The following is a 15,215-nucleotide window of genomic DNA, read 5'->3' as shown; positions in this document are numbered from 1 at the left end:
GAGCAGCGATTATGCCCTTCCGTACACGCCCTGCGACGGAGCGTCAGACCAGGCGGCGATCGGCCGCCCATCGTGACAATTCGTAACGGTTGCTCATTTGGAGCTTGCGCAGGACGTTGGAGACGTGGGTCTCGACCGTCTTGATCGAGATGTACAGCTCCTTGGCGATCTCCTTGTACGCGTAACCGCGCGCGAGCAGGCGCAGCACCTCGCGCTCGCGGTTGGTGAGCTGGTCGAGCTCGGGGTCGGCGACCGGCACGTCGGGCCGGGAGGCGAACGCGTCGAGCACGAACCCGGCCAGCCGCGGGCTGAACACCGCGTCGCCGTCGGCCACCCGCTTGATCGCGGCGGCCAGCTCGTCGGGCGAGATGGTCTTGGTGACGTAGCCCCGGGCGCCGGCCCGGATCAGCCCGATCACGTCCTCGGCGGCGTCGGACACCGACAGGGCCAGGAAGCGGACGTGCGGGTGGCTGCGGCGCATCGCGTCGAGCACGGCCCGGCCGCCGCCGTCCGGCATGTGCACGTCGAGCAGCACCACGTCGGGCTCGCTGGCGGCGATCTTGCTCACCGCCTCGGCCACCGTGCTGGCCTCGCCGATCACGTCCACGTGCGCGCCCAGCTCGGCGCGCACGCCGGCCCGGAACATCGCGTGGTCGTCGACCAGGAACACCCTGAGCCGTCCCTCGGTGTCGGTCATCGTGCTGACTCCTTCCCCGCCGTCATGCTCTCTCGAGTGACGGGCAGCATGAGGCGGACCTCGGTGCCTTCGCCGGTCGCGCTGCGGATCTCGGCGCGCCCGCCGTGTCGTTTCATCCGCCCGATGATCGACCCTCGGACGCCGTGCCGCGAATCCTCCACGCCGTCGATGTCGAAACCCGCGCCGCGGTCGCGGACGAAGACGCTGAGCTCGTCGGCCTCGACCTCGGCGTACAGCGAGATCGTCTGCACGCCGGCGTGCCGGGCGGCGTTGACCAGCGCCTCGCGGGCCGCCGCGACCAGCGCGGCCACCCGCTCGTCGCACTCGGTGTCGCCGACCACGACGGTCTCGACGCTGATCGCGTAGGTGTCCTCGACCTCGGCGGCGGCCTGCTCGAGGGCGGCCGCGAAGCGCTCGGTGGGCGAGGCGGTCGGCTTGTAGAGCCAGTTGCGCAGGCTGCGCTCCTGGCCGCGGGCCAGCCGCTGCACCTCTTTGATGTCGGCCGAGTTGCGCTGGATCAGGGCCAGCGTGTGCAGCACCTGGTCGTGGATCATCGCGGCGACCTCGGCCCGCTCCTGCTCGCGGATGCGGCCCTCGCGCTCGGCGCGCAACTGGTTGAACATGCGCCAGAGCAGCGGCGCGGCGACCACGCCGACGCCGAGCAGGCCGACCAGCGCGAAGATCACACCGTTGATCACCGAGGAGAGGGAGCCGGCCGGGGCGTACACCGCGACGACACCGATGATGCCGGTGGCGACCAGCACGCCGCCGCCCACGAAGCGGAACAGGAAGAAGCGCCGGTCGCTTTCCGCCACCACGGCGGCCAGCCAGGGCGTCTGCGGCAGGTTGTTGCCCACCCAGTGGCCGCGGCGGGACGGGTCGGACTGGTGCCAGATGATGCCGGCGCCGACCGCGACCACCGCGATCAGCCAGCCGACCGTGCCGGCCACACTGTTTTTGAAGACCAGGGCCTGCAGCAGCACGACGCCCAGGCCGATCGCCGCGAACGGCAGAAGCATGGCGAGATCACGTCGCGCCGGCGGCTGGCCGGTGGGAACCTGTTGCGGCAGGACGGCCCAGAAGGCGGCGTAGAGCAGAAGGCCCAGGCCGCTGAACCCGAGGAGCACGACCAGAGCGATGCGGACCGCCAGCAGCGGGACACCCAGATGCTCCGCCAGGCCGGCGGCGACCCCGGCGATGATCCGGTGGTCGCGTGGCCGGTACAGCCGGCGTGTGGGTGGGGTGACGGCGGTGGTGATGACTCCTCCTTGGTCTGGTCATCCGATCGTCACACGTCGCGGCGTCGCGGGCCACGGGGAATGTCCCCCGGTATCGGGCGCCCAGGATCTCAGGGTGGCCTCAGGGTCGGCGCCTGAAGCATCTCAGGCCGCCTCCAGGACAGGATCGATGGCATGACCGACGAAGCCGACACCACTGCTTCCTCCACGCCCGGCGCACCGCCTTCGTCGGGCCCCACTTTTCCCGGCCCTTCCTTCACCCGAGAGCATCTCGTACGCCCGCGGCAGGGCCGATACGTCGCCGGCGTCTGCGCGGCGCTGGCCCGGGCCACCAACACCGACCCGGTTCTGTGGCGGGTGCTCGTCGCCGTGCTGGGCATTCTCAGCGGCGTCGGCGTCCTTCTCTACCTGATCGGGTGGCTGATCATCCCGGCCGAGGGCGACAGCGCGTCGCCGATCGAGTCGCTGCTGGGCAAGGGGCGCTCGGGGATGGCGCCGCTCTCGGTGGTGCTGCTCGGCGCGGCCGCGGTGGTCTCCTTCGGGTTCATCGTCCACGACGGGATGCGGGCCAGCCTGCTCGCCGCGGCCGTCATCGTGGGCGCGGTGCTGCTGATCAAGCGCAGCAACAACGGCAGCGGCCCCGGCGCCACGCCCCCACCGCCGAATGCGACATTTCCCCCACCGGCCGACTTCCCGCCGCCGGCGGATGTTCCGCCGACCACGGCTTTCAGCGCGCCGCCCCCGGCCGCACCGGCCACGGAACCGGTGACCGCTCCCCTGCCGCCGCAGCCGCCTTTCGCACCCCCGGCTACCGGATATCGCCCGCCGTTCGCGCCGCACGGCCCGTGGGGCAGCACCCCGCCGGCCTACCAGCCGCCGCAGCCCCCGCGCCCGCCCAAGCCGCCGAAGCCGCCGAAGCCGCCGCGTGAGCGCTCCAAGCTCGGCCGCCTCACGTTCTTCGCGGTGGTCATGGTGATCGGGCTGATGGCCGTGATCGACATGGCCGGCGCCAGCATCGCGGTCTCCGCCTACTTCGCGGCCGCCCTGGTCACGGTCGCGCTCGGCCTGATCGTCGGCGCCTGGCTCGGCCGGGCCCGCGGGCTGATCGCGCTGGCCATCCTGATCTCGATCGGCCTGGGCATCTCGACCGGCGTCGAGCGCTGGGGCGGCGAGGTCGGCAACAGCGTCTACCACCCGCGCACCGTCGCCGAGATCGCCGACCGGTACGACTTCACCGCCGGCAACGCCACGCTCGACCTGCGCGACGTCGCCTTCACCGACCAGCAGGCCGTCACCACGCTGACCATGAAGGTCGGCCAGCTGCGGGTGCTGCTCCCGCCCACCGTCGACACGACCGCCACGTTCTCGCTCGACACCGGCCGGGCAGTGATCTTCGGCAAGGAGTACACCGACAAGAGCGTCAGCAACGAGTCGGCGACCGACCTGGGCGCCGACGGCGACGGCGGCGGCTCGCTCAAGCTCGACCTGCAGATGGACACCGGCAACGTGGAGGTCATCCGATGAAGCCGCACCGCACCGACGGGGTTTCCCTGAGCTTCGGGCTGATCTTCCTGCTGGTCGCGCTCTGGTGGGCGCTCTCCCGGGTGGTCAACATCCACCTGCCGGCCGTCGGCTGGCTGGTGGCGGGCGGTCTGATCATGTTCGGCGTGGTCGGGCTGTTCGGGGCGATCCGCTCCGGCCGCACCCCGGCCCCGCAGCCGGCGCCGGGCGCGCAGCCCGCGGTCACCGAGCCCGAGATCCCCGGCGGCCTGCCGCCCGAAGTGCACGCCTCGATCGTGCGGGAGCTCCTCGAGGAGCCCGGCGAGCGCTTCCGCAAGGAGCACCCCGAGGACGAGAAGGACAAGCCTCACCAGGACTGACGGCGATGGTCATGAGGCCGGGCAATATGCTCGGCCTCATGACGCCGTTCCCCACCGTGTCCAAGGCACCCATCGTCGGCATCGGCAGCACGGCCGCCCGCGCCCTGACCGCCGAGTTCGCCCGGCACAACGCGGCCACCTCGGCGCTGGTCGTCGGCGCCGACCACGCGTCGCTCGTGGTGGCCTCGGCGGTCGAGGCGCTCCTGCCCGGCGACCAGCTCACTCTCGTCGCCGGCGAGCGCAGCACCGCCGACCTGCTCCGCGACCACATCGCCGGCCTGGGCAGCTGGATCGCCGACCGGGTCAAGGTGGTGGACACCCTCGACGAGGCCTCCCCCGCCGACGTGGTGATCGTCGGGGAGCCGGTCACCGGCACCGCGCAGGAGGTGCGGGGGCTGCTCGACCGCCTCGGGAAATACCTGAACGAGGGGGCCGTGGTCACGCTCGCGACGCCCGCGGTGCCCGGGCGCACCGGCGGGGCGGCGGCCGAGCTGTTCCGGCAGGGCGCGCTGTTCGGTGTCGGGTCCGGCCTGGTGGTGCGCAACTCGCCACCGCTGCGGGTGCACAAGCTGCGGTTCACGGCGGCCGACCCCAAGGTCGCGGCGACGCTGGCCCCGGCGTACCGGCCGTCCAGCGTGCCGGTCACCCGGACGATGCACATCGACTCCAACGGGGTGGCGGCCGCCGGCATCGCCCTCGGCCTGGCGGCGCTGGCCCGCAGCGCGCGGCCGAAGTCGAAGCTGTGGCTGATCCCGGCGCTGGCGGCGGCGCCGGTGGCGGCGTTCTTCCGCGACCCGGAGCGCGAGGCGCCCACCGATCCGGCGGCGATCGTCGCGTCCGCCGACGGCCGGGTGCTGTCGGTCGAGCGGATGGCCGATCCCCGGTTCGGCGACGGCGAGTTCCTGCGGATCGCGGTGTTCCTGTCGGTGCTGGACGTGCACGTCAACCGGGTGCCGGTGGCGGGCCGGGTCGCCGACTACTTCGTCGAGGACGGCGGGTACGCGAACGCGATGACGGCCGCCGCCGAGCACAACGTCGCGGCGTACACGGTGCTCGACACCGAGCACGGCACGGTGGTGGTCGCGCAGCGGACCGGGCTGATCGCGCGGCGGATCGTGCAGCGCACGCCGGTGGGGACCCTGGTGGCCCGCGGCGAGCGGATGGGCCTGATCCGGTTCGGCTCCCGCACCGACGTCTACCTCCCGGCCGACAAGGCCGAGCCGCTGGTCACGGTCAACGAGAAGGTGGTCGGGGGCGCCTCGGTCATCGCCCGCTGGCTCTAGCCCGGCACGTCCATCCGCTGGGTGCCGATCACCGAGAGCAACCGCAGGGCCTCTTCCGATGAAGAGCCCGGGACGGCGGTGTAGAGGACCAGGCGCTGGTCACGGTCGGTGATGTCCAGGACGTCGCAGTTGACCGTGATCGGGCCGACGACCGGGTGGTCGAAGGTCTTGCGGAGGGTCGGCTCGGCCTCGACGTCGTGGGAGGCCCATAACGTACGGAACTGGGCGCTCCCGGCCCGCAGATCGCGGATCAGCTCGGCGATCCCGGGGTCGTCGGGGTACCGGGCCGAGACGGCGCGCAGGCGCTGGGTGGCGTTGCGGGCGAACTCGTCGGCGTCCGAGACGCCGTAGAGGCGGCGCCCGTCCCGGTCGGGGCCCAGGAAGACCCGGCGGATCAGGCAGCGGTCGCGGCGGTCGACGGCGGAGAAGTCCTCCATGAGGGCGGCCGCCAGATCGTTCCAGGCGATCACCTCGAAGCTCGCGGAGATCACGGTGGCCGCGGTGTTCGGCAGCCGGGCGATCAGGTCCAGGACGCTCGGCCGCACCTCGCGCGACGGTCCCGGGGACGGCGCGGGCGGGGCGCCGGCCAGGTGATGCAGGTGAGCCCGCTCGGCGTCGGAGAGCCGCAGCGCCCGGGCCAGGCCGGCCAGGACCTCGCTCGACGGGCGGGGCGCGCGGGCCTGCTCGAGCCGGGTGTAGTACTCGGTCGACATGTGGGCCAGCTGGGCGATCTCCTCGCGGCGCAGCCCGGGCGTGCGGCGTCGCCGGCCGGTGGGGAGGCCCACGTCGGCCGGGGTGATGCGCTCGCGGCGGGTGCGGAGGAAAAGGGCCAGCTCCTGTCGATCCACCCTCCCAGTGTCCGCCGGACCGGCCCGGTTACCCAGGTATCGGCGGTGCCTGGATGGGCGCGGGGGCCGGTCGGAGGCTGGCCGCATGACATATCTGCTCGACAACAAGATCGCGTTCGTCAGCGGAGCGGGGCGGGGCATCGGCGCCGCCGCGGCCCGGCTGTTCGCCCGGGAAGGGGCGAAGGTCCTGCTGGCGGCGCGGACGGAGGACCAGCTGAAGGCGGTCACCGAGGAGATCCGGTCGGCCGGCGGCGCCGCCGAATACGTGCCGTGCGACCTGGCCGATCCGGAGAGCGTGCGGGCCGCCGTCGACCGGGCCGTCGCGGTGTACGGGCGGCTCGACGTGGCCTTCAACAACGGCGCGACGATCACCCCTCCCGCGCCCGTCGACCAGGTCACGCCGGCCGACTTCGACCGGCTCTACGAGGTGAACCTGCGTGGGGTGTGGGTCGCCATGGTCGCCCAGGTGGCGGCGGGTGCGAAGTCGATCGTCAACAACTCGAGCGTGGGCAGCCTGACGGGCAACCCGCGGCTGCCGGCCTACGGCGCGATGAAGCGGGCGGTGAACAGCCTGACCGAGTCGGCGGCGATCAACTTCGGGCCGGACGGGATCCGGGTCAACGCGATCGCCCCGGGAAACACCCGGACGGAGATGATCTCCACGTGGGAACAGTGGTCGCCGGGGCTCGTGGAACGGCTGGTGGCGCAGACGCCGCTCCGGCGGCAGGCGATGCCCGAGGAGATCGCGGAGGCGGCGGCGTGGCTGCTCAGCGACCGGGCGTCGTTCGTGACCGGCGTGGTGTTGCGGGTCGACGGCGGCGCCCGGGCCTAGCCTGCCACTCAGAAAAGGGCCGCCCGAGGGCGGCCCTTTCGACTCGGCTTGCGTCAGGCGCGCTTGGCGCGGGCCCACATGACCGGGCCGCTCAGCAGGTACGCCATGACCACCACGGCGAACGTGAGCCGCGGGTCGACCAGGGCGCCGACCACCGGGACCAGCCAGATCCAGGGCGGGAGCTTCAGCAGGCGGGCCAGCTTGGCGTACGGGAAGCTCGAGACCATGGCGAAGGCCAGGACCGCGACGCCGCCCAGCAGGACGGTGCCGGGCACCGGCAGGTCGATCAGCACCGACACGGCCAGTACCGCCGCGGCCATGGTGGTGGGCACGCCGCAGAAGAACTTTCCGTCCTTCGGCGAGACGTTGAAGCGGGCCAGGCGGATGGCGGCGCAACCGGCCACCAGGACGCAGGCCACCGCCGCCGCGGCGGTGGGCACGGTGTGCGCCAGCGAGGCGTAGACCACCACCGGGGCGGCCAGGCCGAACGAGCACATGTCGGCCAGCGAGTCCATCTGGGCGCCGAAGGGGCTCGCCACGCCCAGCTTCCGCGCGAGGGCGCCGTCGATGCCGTCGAAGGCGACGCAAGCGACCAGGCAGGCCGCGGCCGGCCGCACGTCACCCTGCATGGCCAGGAAGATGGCCAGCAGGCCCAGGCTCAGGCTCGCCAGGGTGCAGGCGTTGACCAGGGCGAAGCGCAGGCGGCGGGACGTGGTCTGCGCGCCGGGAAGCAGCGGGACGGTCGTGGCGACCGGCTGACCGGGCTCCACGAGGACCGTGGGCGGCGCAACGGGAAGGGCGCGAAGCGCGGGAGTGGGGTCGGGGCCGGTGTAGATGACCTCAGCCCTGGTGGCGGTGGCGGCGCGACCCGCGTCTGCGGACCGGCGGCCCACCCGCACCAGCAGCGCCTGGCGGGCCAGGGTGCCGCCGCGGCGCAAACGGCCTGCCCAACGACGACCGGCGGGACGGGGACTATCCGTCGAACGACGCCGGCGCCAAGGGGTACTCGGCACGTGTCTCCTCCATGGATCGGTATGCCCACCTGCAACTCTTGCGGTGGGTCGTGGCCCCCTAACCCGCCGCACTCTCCGTCGCCGGAAATGCGGGGGTTACACCATTGCACAGCCGAGCGACCTTGGCGAGAGATCGACCGGCACCCTCAAGTACGAGCGCACGGGCGGGATCGGGTGCTTCTTCCCGCTCCCTGTGAGGATTTTAACTCGCCCGTTCCCCATCGATCCGGTCTACAGCTTCGCGGGCCAGCTCGGTGAGCGTCAGGCCGTCGACCTCGGACCGCGTGAACCAGGACGCCTCGGCGGTGGAGCCGCCGGCCGCCTCGGTCACCACGGGTTCTGTCGGCACGTCCACCAGGACCCTGAACAGGACCCGGATGACATGCCAGTCGATCGCGACCCCCTCCGGTCCAACGGCGGTGGGGTCATATCGGTGCGAAATGCCCAGAAGGCCGGTCACCCGGCCGTGTTGCGACGTCTCTTCGAACAACTCGCGGGCCAGCGCCTGTTCCGGGGTCTCGCCGTGATCGGTGCCACCGCCGGGCAGGTGCCAGAGGCCGGCCCCGGGATAACCCTCGGAGATCCGGGCGAGCAGGATCCGGCCGTCCGGGTCGGTCGCGGCCGCGTACGCCCCGAAGCGCTGCACCCGCTGCGGCCGGAAGATTTCCTCGGGTTTCTCCGGAATGTCCGGGAAATCGGCCGGAAGGCCGAGTTGAACGGCCGTGAACGGCATCAGCGGCAGACCGGCCGGCGTGGCCCACTCGACCAGGTCCGTCGTGCCGTCGGCCTCGGCGCGCAGGGCGCCACCCACGATCGTCACGTCGTAGATGATCCGGTCGGTGTGCTCGAGGTTGCCGCTCGGCAGGCGGAAGACGTCGGCCGTCACGGCGCGTAGCGCGCCGCGGCGCACCTCGAAGCCGGTCTCCTCGGCGAACTCGCGCACGACTGCCTCGCCGGGGTGCTCGCCCTGCTCGACGCCGCCGCCGGGCAGCGTCCACAGGCCGGGGAACTCGCTGGCCGACGAGTTCCGGGCGAGCAGCACCCGCCCGGACTCGTCGCGACAGATGCCGTACGCCCCGACCCGTCTGATCTTCACCCGATCACATTAGTCGGGCTTTGCGCAGCGCCTCGGCGGTGACCTCGGTCAGCAGGTCGTCGCCGAGCGCGGTGACCTCCTCGAGCGGCATCCAGCGCGCCTCGGAGGTCGAGCCGCCGACGTCGTGGATGGTCACCTCGGTCGGCGCGTCGACAATCACCCGGTAGAAGGCGCGGACACCGTGCCAGTCGATCGGGTAGCCCTCGGGGCCCAGCGACGCCGCGTCCCGGTGGCTCGCCACGCCCAGCAGCTCGATCAGCCGGCCCTGCTGGCCGGTCTCCTCGACCAGCTCGCGGATCAGCGCGGTGCCGGGCTGCTCGCCGTAGTCGGTGCCGCCGCCGGGCAGGTGCCAGCGGCCCTCCCCCGGGTAGCCGGGGGCGATGCGGGTGAGCAGCAGGCTGGTCTCCTTGGCGTCGGTGGCGATCGCGTACGCCGCGAAGCGCTGCGCCCGGTGCAGGCCGTCGGGGCCGGGGTAGGCGTAGAACGACGGGAACTCCGGCGCCGGCTCGGGCCGCAGGTCGGCGCTCGCGGCGCCCAGGCCGAGCGCGTCGGCGGTGAACTGGCGGAGCTTGAGCTTGGCCAGCTCGTCACGGGTGTGCCAGCGGGCCAGGTCGGTGGGGTGGCCGACCCGGTCGAGCAGCGTGCCACCGCGGATCGAGACCGAGTAGATGAGGCGGTCGGTGTGGATGGTGACGCCACGGTGCGGCAGCGAGCGCATGTCGGCCAGCACGTCACGCAGCCCGGTGACGGCGACGGACAGGCCGGTCTCGGCCGCGGTCTCGCGGACGACGGTGTGGTTGGGATCTTCACCATGGTCGACTGCGCCGCCGGGGAGCGACCAGACGCCGGGGGTGCCGGAGCGGCTCGATGCTCGGACGAGCAGCACGCGGCCGTCGTCGTCGGTGGCGACGGCGTACGCGGCGATTCGCCGGAGTGGTTCCAGTGCGGGGGTCACGGGCGGCAATTCTGCCCGGAATATGTTACCTACAGAAAACGTCTGTCAGATTCCTGACAGGGGGATGGCGGTGCGTAACCGCAGGTTACGGGGTTGTCGCCTACTTTTGGCTGTTGGTCCACTACGCGCCGTACCGGGGATTTCAGGGTCGTTCTCGGGGCTGTCACCGAGGTCGTGAGGGCCCGGAACCGGCCAGCATGGTGGCATGACTGACGCACCCTACCGCCAACTCCTCCGCCCCCAGGACGACCGCATCGTGGCCGGCGTCTGCAGCGGCATCGGACGCTACTTCGGCGTCGACCCGGTGCTGATCCGGGTCGCGTTCGCCATCTTCGCCGTGGTGACCTGGGGCGTGGCCCTGATCGCCTACCCGGTCTGCTGGTTCCTCATCCCCGAGGCCCCCGCGCCGACGCCGGCCGCGCCCACCTGGCCCACCACCTGACCCGCAGCCACCGCCCGCGCTGCTCGACGTGGTCGATGTCGATCGCGTAGGGCCAGAACCCGAAGATCTCCTCCAGTGCGGCGCTCAGGCGCGCCTCGGTGTCGCTCGACATGGCCGGGCCTCCCTTCACTCCGGGAGACACACCGGCCACGTACGGAGGTTGCCTACTCCCACTCGATCGTGCCCGGCGGCTTGCTCGTGACGTCGAGGACCACCCGGTTGATCTCGCGCACCTCGTTGGTGATGCGGGTCGAGATGCGGGCAATCAAGTCGTACGGCAAGCGGGACCAGTCCGCGGTCATCGCGTCCTCGCTGGAGACCGGGCGCAGCACCACCGGGTGGCCGTAGGTGCGGCCGTCGCCCTGGACGCCGACGCTGCGCACGTCGGCCAGCAGCACCACCGGGAACTGCCACACCTCGCGGTCGAGGCCCGATGCCGCGAGCTCCTCGCGGGCGATCAGGTCGGCCGCGCGCAGGATGTCGAGCCGGTCGCGGTCGACCGCGCCGATGATGCGGATCGCCAGGCCGGGACCGGGGAACGGGTGCCGGTTGACCATCTCGTCGGGCAGGCCCAACTCGCGGCCGAGCGCGCGCACCTCGTCCTTGAAGAGGGTGCGCAGCGGCTCGATCAGCGCGAACTGCAGGTCGTCGGGCAGGCCGCCGACGTTGTGGTGCGACTTGATGTTGGCGGTGCCGGTGCCGCCGCCGGACTCGACCACGTCGGGGTAGAGCGTGCCCTGGACCAGGAACTCGATATGACGCTCGGCGTCCAGCTCGCGGGCCGCGGCCTCGAACGTCCGGATGAACTCCCGGCCGATGATCTTGCGTTTCTGCTCGGGGTCGGTCACGCCGTCGAGGTGGCCCAGGAACACGTCGGCCGCGTCCACCACCTTGAGCCGGATGCCGGTGGCGGCGACATAGTCCTTCTCCACCTGCTCGGCCTCGCCCGCGCGCAACAGGCCGTGGTCGACGAAGACGCAGGTCAGCTGGTCGCCGATGGCCTTGTGCACGAGGGCCGCGGCGACCGCCGAGTCGACGCCGCCGGAGAGGCCGCAGATGACCTGCTTGTCGCCCACCTGGGCGCGGATGGCGGCCACCTGGTCGTCGATGATGTTGCCGGGCGTCCAGGTGGGCTCGATGCCGGCGATGTCGTACAGGAAGCGCTCGAGCATTTTTTGGCCCTGCTCGGTGTGCGCCACCTCGGGGTGGAACTGCACGCCGGCGCGCTTGGCGGTGAGGTCCTCGAAGGCCGCGACGGGCGCGCCGGGCGAGGAGGCGATGACCGCGAAGCCCTCGGGGGCCACCGCGACGCTGTCGCCGTGACTCATCCAGACCGGGAGGTCGGCCGGGAGGTCGCGCAGCAGAGTGCCGCCCTGGGCGGTCAGGTGGGTACGGCCGTACTCCCGGGCGCCGGTGTGCGCCACCGTGCCGCCCAGCGCCTGGGCCATCGCCTGGAAGCCGTAGCAGATGCCGAAGACCGGCACCTCGTTGTCGAACAGGGTGGCGTCGAGCGTGGGGGCGCCGGCCTCGTACACGCTGGACGGGCCGCCGGACAGGATGATGGCGGCGGGGTTCTTGGCGAGCATCTCGGCGACCGGCATCGAGTGCGGCACGATCTCGGAATAGACGCGCGCCTCGCGGACGCGGCGGGCGATCAACTGGGCGTACTGGGCGCCGAAGTCGACGACGAGCACGGGACGCGGGGTACTCACCCCGGAAAGCTTACCGACGGACGGTGACCGCCCTGACGTTGCCCGCCTTGTCGTAGGCGCGCACCACAACGGTCTTGGCCTTCTTCGGGATGCCGAACCAGCGCAGGTAACCGGCGTAGCGCGAGGTGACCTTGCCGTTGACGACCAGCTCGAGGCGGGCGATGCCCGAGGCGTCGGTGGCACGCGCGGTCACCGAGGCGGCCCGCGGATAGATCTTCAGCGCCGGCAGCGTGTTGTCGGTACGGACATAGCGGCGGACCAGCGTCATGTTGCCGGCGCGGTCGTAGGCGCGCAGGTCCAGCGGGACGTTGCCGGTGGTCGGCGCGGAGTTCCAGCGGAACGCGTAAGGGGCCGACGTGTCGGTGCCGATGAGCTTGCCCCCGGCGTACAGCTGAACCCGCTGAACCCCATGTTGATCCGAGGCCGCCGCGGTGACCGCGACCACTCCCCTGGCTCGCGCCGGGGTGGCGCCGAAAGCGACGGCGGGCTTCGTCTTGTCGCCGGTGTACGGCAGCGCCGCCAGCGAGCGCAGGGCGTCGACCCGGCCGCCGGTCAGCGCCTTGCGGATCACCGCGGCCGACGGCTGGGGGTCGGTCGAGGCGAGCAGGCCCGCGACGCCGGCGACGAACGGGGTCGCGGACGAGGTGCCGCAGTACTGGCCGATCTTGCCGTCCGGCTGCTGGGCGGCGTTGCAGCCGGGAGCGGTGACGTCGACCCAGCCGGTGCCGTAGTTGGACCAGGAGTAGCGGTGGTCCTGCTCGTCGACGCCGCCGACGGCGAGCACCGACGGGATCGCCGCCGGATAGTGCGGCTGCGAGGAGCCCTGGTTGCCGGCCGCGGCCACGACGAGCGAGCCCTTCGCGTCGGCATAGGTGACCGCGTCGCGCAGCAGCTCGCTGTCGTCGGCGCCGCCGAGGGAGAGGCTGATGACCGTGGCGCCCTGGTCGGCGGCGTAGCGGATGCCCTCGGCGATCTTGTCGTAGCCACCGTTGCCCTTGGCGTCGAGGACCTTGACCGGGAGGATCCGGCAGTACCAGCAGACGCCGGCGACGCCGGTCTTGTTGTAGCCGGAGGCGGCGGCCACCCCGGCGGCCATCGTGCCGTGGCCGTTGTCGTCGGCCGGGTTGTCGTCGTTGTTGACGAAGTCGTGGCCGGTCAGCATGCGCGGGGCCAGGTCCGGCAGGCGGGTGACGCCGGTGTCGACGATCGCGATGGTGACCCGGGCGTTGCCGCGGCCGGCCGACCAGGCGTCGTTGACGTGCGTGCGGACGATGCCCCACTGGCTTGCGTACCCGGGGTCGTCGGGGCGGATCGCGTCGGCGTGCGCGGCGGGGGTCCCGCCGATGGCGAGAAGAAGACCCAGAAGTACGCGCATCGACCCGCCCCCGTGACGTGAAAGGAGCCGGCCACGATGGCCGGCTCCCTCACGTTCGGTTCGCGGTCAGATCTTTACGGTTCTTCGCGGTTGCAACGAGGTTGCCCCTCAGCGGTGGTAGACGAGGGTGCTCGTCGTCCGCACGTTGCCGGCCAAGTCGTACGCCCGGACCTGGACCCTGATGTTGGTCTTGGGGTATTTCGAGGCCACGAAGGTGAACGGGTACTTGGTGGTCTGGTGCGTCTGCACGGCCTTGCCGTTGACCAGCAGCTGGTAACGGGAGATGCCGTACTTGTCGGAACCGGTGTAGTAGACCTTGACGGTGCCACTGATCTTCGACTTGTTCGCCGGCGCCTTCGTGATCCGCACCGCCGGGGCGGTGTTGTCGGCGATGACCCAGCGGCCGAGCACGCGGATGTTGCCGGCCTTGTCGTAGATCCGCATGCTCAGCAGGACCGGGCCGTTGCGACCGGCCGAGTTCCACCGCACGCCGTAGGGCGCCGTCTTCGTCCAGCCCTTGTTCACACCGTCCACATAGAGGATGACGCTGCGGATTCCGGACCAGTTGTCGGTGAGCTTCCCGGCTGTGACGGTGACCGTGCCGTGCACCCTCGTGCCCTGCGCCGGCGTCATGCCCGGCGAGGAGGGCGGGGTGGTGTCGGTGCCGATGGTGAGCGCCCGGGCCGCGTCGACCTTGCCGTAGTAGACCCACGACCCGATCGGCGTCGCGCTGCGCTGCACGGCGTTCATCAGCGACCAGTTCGTGTACGACGGGTGGGCCGTCTTGACCAGGCCGGCGATGCCGGAGACGATCGGCGCCGAGAACGACGTGCCGGGCTCCTGCGCGTAGTACTTGCCGTCCGGGCCCATCGCGGTCACGATGCCAGGCGCGGCAACGTCGACCCACGTGTTGGTGCCGTAGTTGTAGTTGGAGAACCAGGCGCGGGTGTTTCCGCTGCTGGTGGCCCCGACCGCCACCACGTCGACGTACGCGGCCGGGTAGGAGCGGACATTCGAGTTCTCGTTGCCGGCCGCCGCGACGACGAGCGCCCCGGCGTCGTTGGCGTAGGCGACCGCGTCGGAGAGCACCTTGCTGTTGCCGGGACCGCCGAGCGAGAGGTTGATGACCTTCGCGCCCTGCCGGGCGGCCCAGACGATGCCGTTGGCGACGTCGGTGTCCCAGCCGTCGCCATTGGAGTCGAGGACCTTGACCGGCAGCACCTGGCACTGCCAGCAGGCGCCGGCCATGCCCGCGCCGTCGTTGCCGCGGGCGGCGATCAGCGAGGCCACCATGGTGCCGTGGCCGGCGTCGTCGCTCGGGTCGGCGTCGCCGTTGACGAAGTCGTAGCCGGGCAGCACCGCGCCGCTCAGGTCGCCGACCTGGGTGACGCCGGTGTCCACCACCGCGACCTTGACGGCCGAGCCGGTGGTGACCTCCCAGGCCGCCGGAAAGTTGACCTCGTTGATCTCGGGCTGGCGGCCCGCGGCGTACTCGGGGTCGTTCGGCGTCACGTCGGACGCCTTGCGACGCTGGTCGACCTCGACGTACGAGACGCTGGGGTCGTTGCGGAGCTGCGCGATGAGCGAGGCGCTGCGCTTGGACGGCACCCGCACCCGGGTGGCGGACAGCGCGTCCAGGACACCGGCGTACCGCTTGGCGCCGAACGAGTCGATGTGGTGCAGGGCGTCGGCGTTCTTGTACCCGACGACGAGCTGGGTGGTGGCGTTGTCGTCGGCGAGCGCCGGGGTCGGGATGGCCGCTACGCCGGCGACCAGAGTGGTTGCGATGAGAATTGGTCTGAGCTGCATCGAAGCTCGATCCTCCCCGTTGATGGCCGCGACAG

At 71.8% G+C, this 15,215-nt stretch carries 14 protein-coding genes; 5 read left to right on the top strand and 9 right to left on the bottom strand.

Going from position 1 to position 15,215, the window contains the following annotated elements; genetic code table 11:
• Positions 1-43 precede the first annotated feature (43 nt).
• On the bottom strand, positions 44-697 hold the full coding sequence (locus ACQPZX_RS04300) for a response regulator (protein ID WP_433374592.1): 654 nt from the start codon (positions 695-697) through the stop codon (positions 44-46).
• Positions 694-1,956: a PspC domain-containing protein gene (locus ACQPZX_RS04295; RefSeq protein ID WP_433385017.1), complete on the bottom strand. Its 1,263-nt coding sequence runs from the start codon at positions 1,954-1,956 to the stop codon at positions 694-696. Before ACQPZX_RS04295 ends, ACQPZX_RS04300 begins: the two co-directional genes overlap by 4 nt.
• A 153-nt stretch (positions 1,957-2,109) precedes the next feature.
• On the opposite strand from ACQPZX_RS04295, the gene ACQPZX_RS04290 reads away from it, so the two are divergent.
• The 3 genes from ACQPZX_RS04290 to ACQPZX_RS04280 are packed head-to-tail and all read left to right on the top strand — an operon-like array spanning position 2,110 to position 5,098.
• Positions 2,110-3,459 carry a PspC domain-containing protein gene (locus ACQPZX_RS04290; protein ID WP_433374589.1) on the top strand — a complete coding sequence of 450 codons (1,350 nt, stop codon included), beginning with the start codon at positions 2,110-2,112 and terminating at the stop codon, positions 3,457-3,459.
• Positions 3,456-3,815 carry a phage holin family protein gene (locus ACQPZX_RS04285; protein WP_433374586.1) on the top strand — a complete coding sequence of 120 codons (360 nt, stop codon included), beginning with the start codon at positions 3,456-3,458 and terminating at the stop codon, positions 3,813-3,815. The genes ACQPZX_RS04290 and ACQPZX_RS04285 overlap by 4 nt, the downstream gene beginning before the upstream one ends.
• A 38-nt stretch (positions 3,816-3,853) precedes the next feature.
• The gene (locus ACQPZX_RS04280; RefSeq protein WP_433374583.1) at positions 3,854-5,098 is read left to right on the top strand and encodes a phosphatidylserine decarboxylase; all 1,245 of its coding nucleotides are present in this window, start codon (positions 3,854-3,856) and stop codon (positions 5,096-5,098) included.
• Here the strand turns inward: ACQPZX_RS04280 and ACQPZX_RS04275 are convergent.
• Positions 5,095-5,946: a helix-turn-helix transcriptional regulator gene (locus ACQPZX_RS04275; RefSeq protein WP_433374580.1), complete on the bottom strand. Its 852-nt coding sequence runs from the start codon at positions 5,944-5,946 to the stop codon at positions 5,095-5,097. The two genes, ACQPZX_RS04280 and ACQPZX_RS04275, sit on opposite strands and share 4 nt — an antisense overlap.
• Positions 5,947-6,031: 85 nt before the next feature.
• Between ACQPZX_RS04275 and ACQPZX_RS04270 the strand changes: the two genes are divergently transcribed.
• The gene (locus tag ACQPZX_RS04270) at positions 6,032-6,778 is read left to right on the top strand and encodes an SDR family NAD(P)-dependent oxidoreductase (RefSeq protein WP_433374577.1); all 747 of its coding nucleotides are present in this window, start codon (positions 6,032-6,034) and stop codon (positions 6,776-6,778) included.
• 53 nt (positions 6,779-6,831) lie between these two features.
• Here the strand turns inward: ACQPZX_RS04270 and ACQPZX_RS04265 are convergent, their stop codons facing one another.
• The 3 genes from ACQPZX_RS04265 to ACQPZX_RS04255 form a co-directional block, all read right to left on the bottom strand.
• Positions 6,832-7,716: a CDP-alcohol phosphatidyltransferase family protein gene (locus tag ACQPZX_RS04265; protein WP_433374574.1), complete on the bottom strand. Its 885-nt coding sequence runs from the start codon at positions 7,714-7,716 to the stop codon at positions 6,832-6,834.
• A gap of 277 nt (positions 7,717-7,993) precedes the next feature.
• Positions 7,994-8,887, bottom strand: a complete 894-nt coding sequence (locus tag ACQPZX_RS04260) for an NUDIX hydrolase (protein WP_433374572.1) — start codon at positions 8,885-8,887, stop codon at positions 7,994-7,996.
• A 4-nt stretch (positions 8,888-8,891) separates the two neighbouring features.
• Positions 8,892-9,842, bottom strand: coding sequence for an NUDIX hydrolase (locus tag ACQPZX_RS04255; RefSeq protein WP_433374569.1), 951 nt, complete (start codon positions 9,840-9,842; stop codon positions 8,892-8,894).
• Positions 9,843-10,047: 205 nt separating this feature from the next.
• Between ACQPZX_RS04255 and ACQPZX_RS04250 the strand changes: the two genes are divergently transcribed.
• Positions 10,048-10,284 (top strand): PspC domain-containing protein, encoded by a 237-nt coding sequence (locus tag ACQPZX_RS04250; RefSeq protein ID WP_433374566.1) that lies wholly within the window; start codon positions 10,048-10,050, stop codon positions 10,282-10,284.
• Positions 10,285-10,448: 164 nt separating this feature from the next.
• On the opposite strand, the gene guaA is transcribed toward ACQPZX_RS04250, so the two are convergent.
• The 3 genes from guaA to ACQPZX_RS04235 all read right to left on the bottom strand — a co-directional run bounded on the left by guaA (position 10,449) and on the right by ACQPZX_RS04235 (position 15,180).
• A complete protein-coding gene (guaA, locus tag ACQPZX_RS04245; RefSeq protein WP_433374563.1) occupies positions 10,449-11,996 on the bottom strand; it encodes a glutamine-hydrolyzing GMP synthase in 1,548 nt (515 codons plus the stop codon).
• Positions 11,997-12,006: 10 nt separating this feature from the next.
• Entirely contained in the window at positions 12,007-13,371 is a 1,365-nt protein-coding gene (locus tag ACQPZX_RS04240; RefSeq protein WP_433374560.1) for a S8 family serine peptidase, read from the bottom strand.
• A gap of 108 nt (positions 13,372-13,479) precedes the next feature.
• The gene (locus tag ACQPZX_RS04235) at positions 13,480-15,180 is read right to left on the bottom strand and encodes a S8 family serine peptidase (RefSeq protein ID WP_433374557.1); all 1,701 of its coding nucleotides are present in this window, start codon (positions 15,178-15,180) and stop codon (positions 13,480-13,482) included.
• Between the last annotated feature and the right edge of the window lie 35 nt (positions 15,181-15,215).

The organism is Actinoplanes sp. CA-142083 (genome assembly GCF_050942195.1).
Taxonomy (GTDB): Bacteria; Actinomycetota; Actinomycetes; order Mycobacteriales; family Micromonosporaceae; genus Actinoplanes.
Note: the sequence above shows the minus strand (reverse complement) of the source record. Positions and strands in the feature narration are given on the sequence as shown.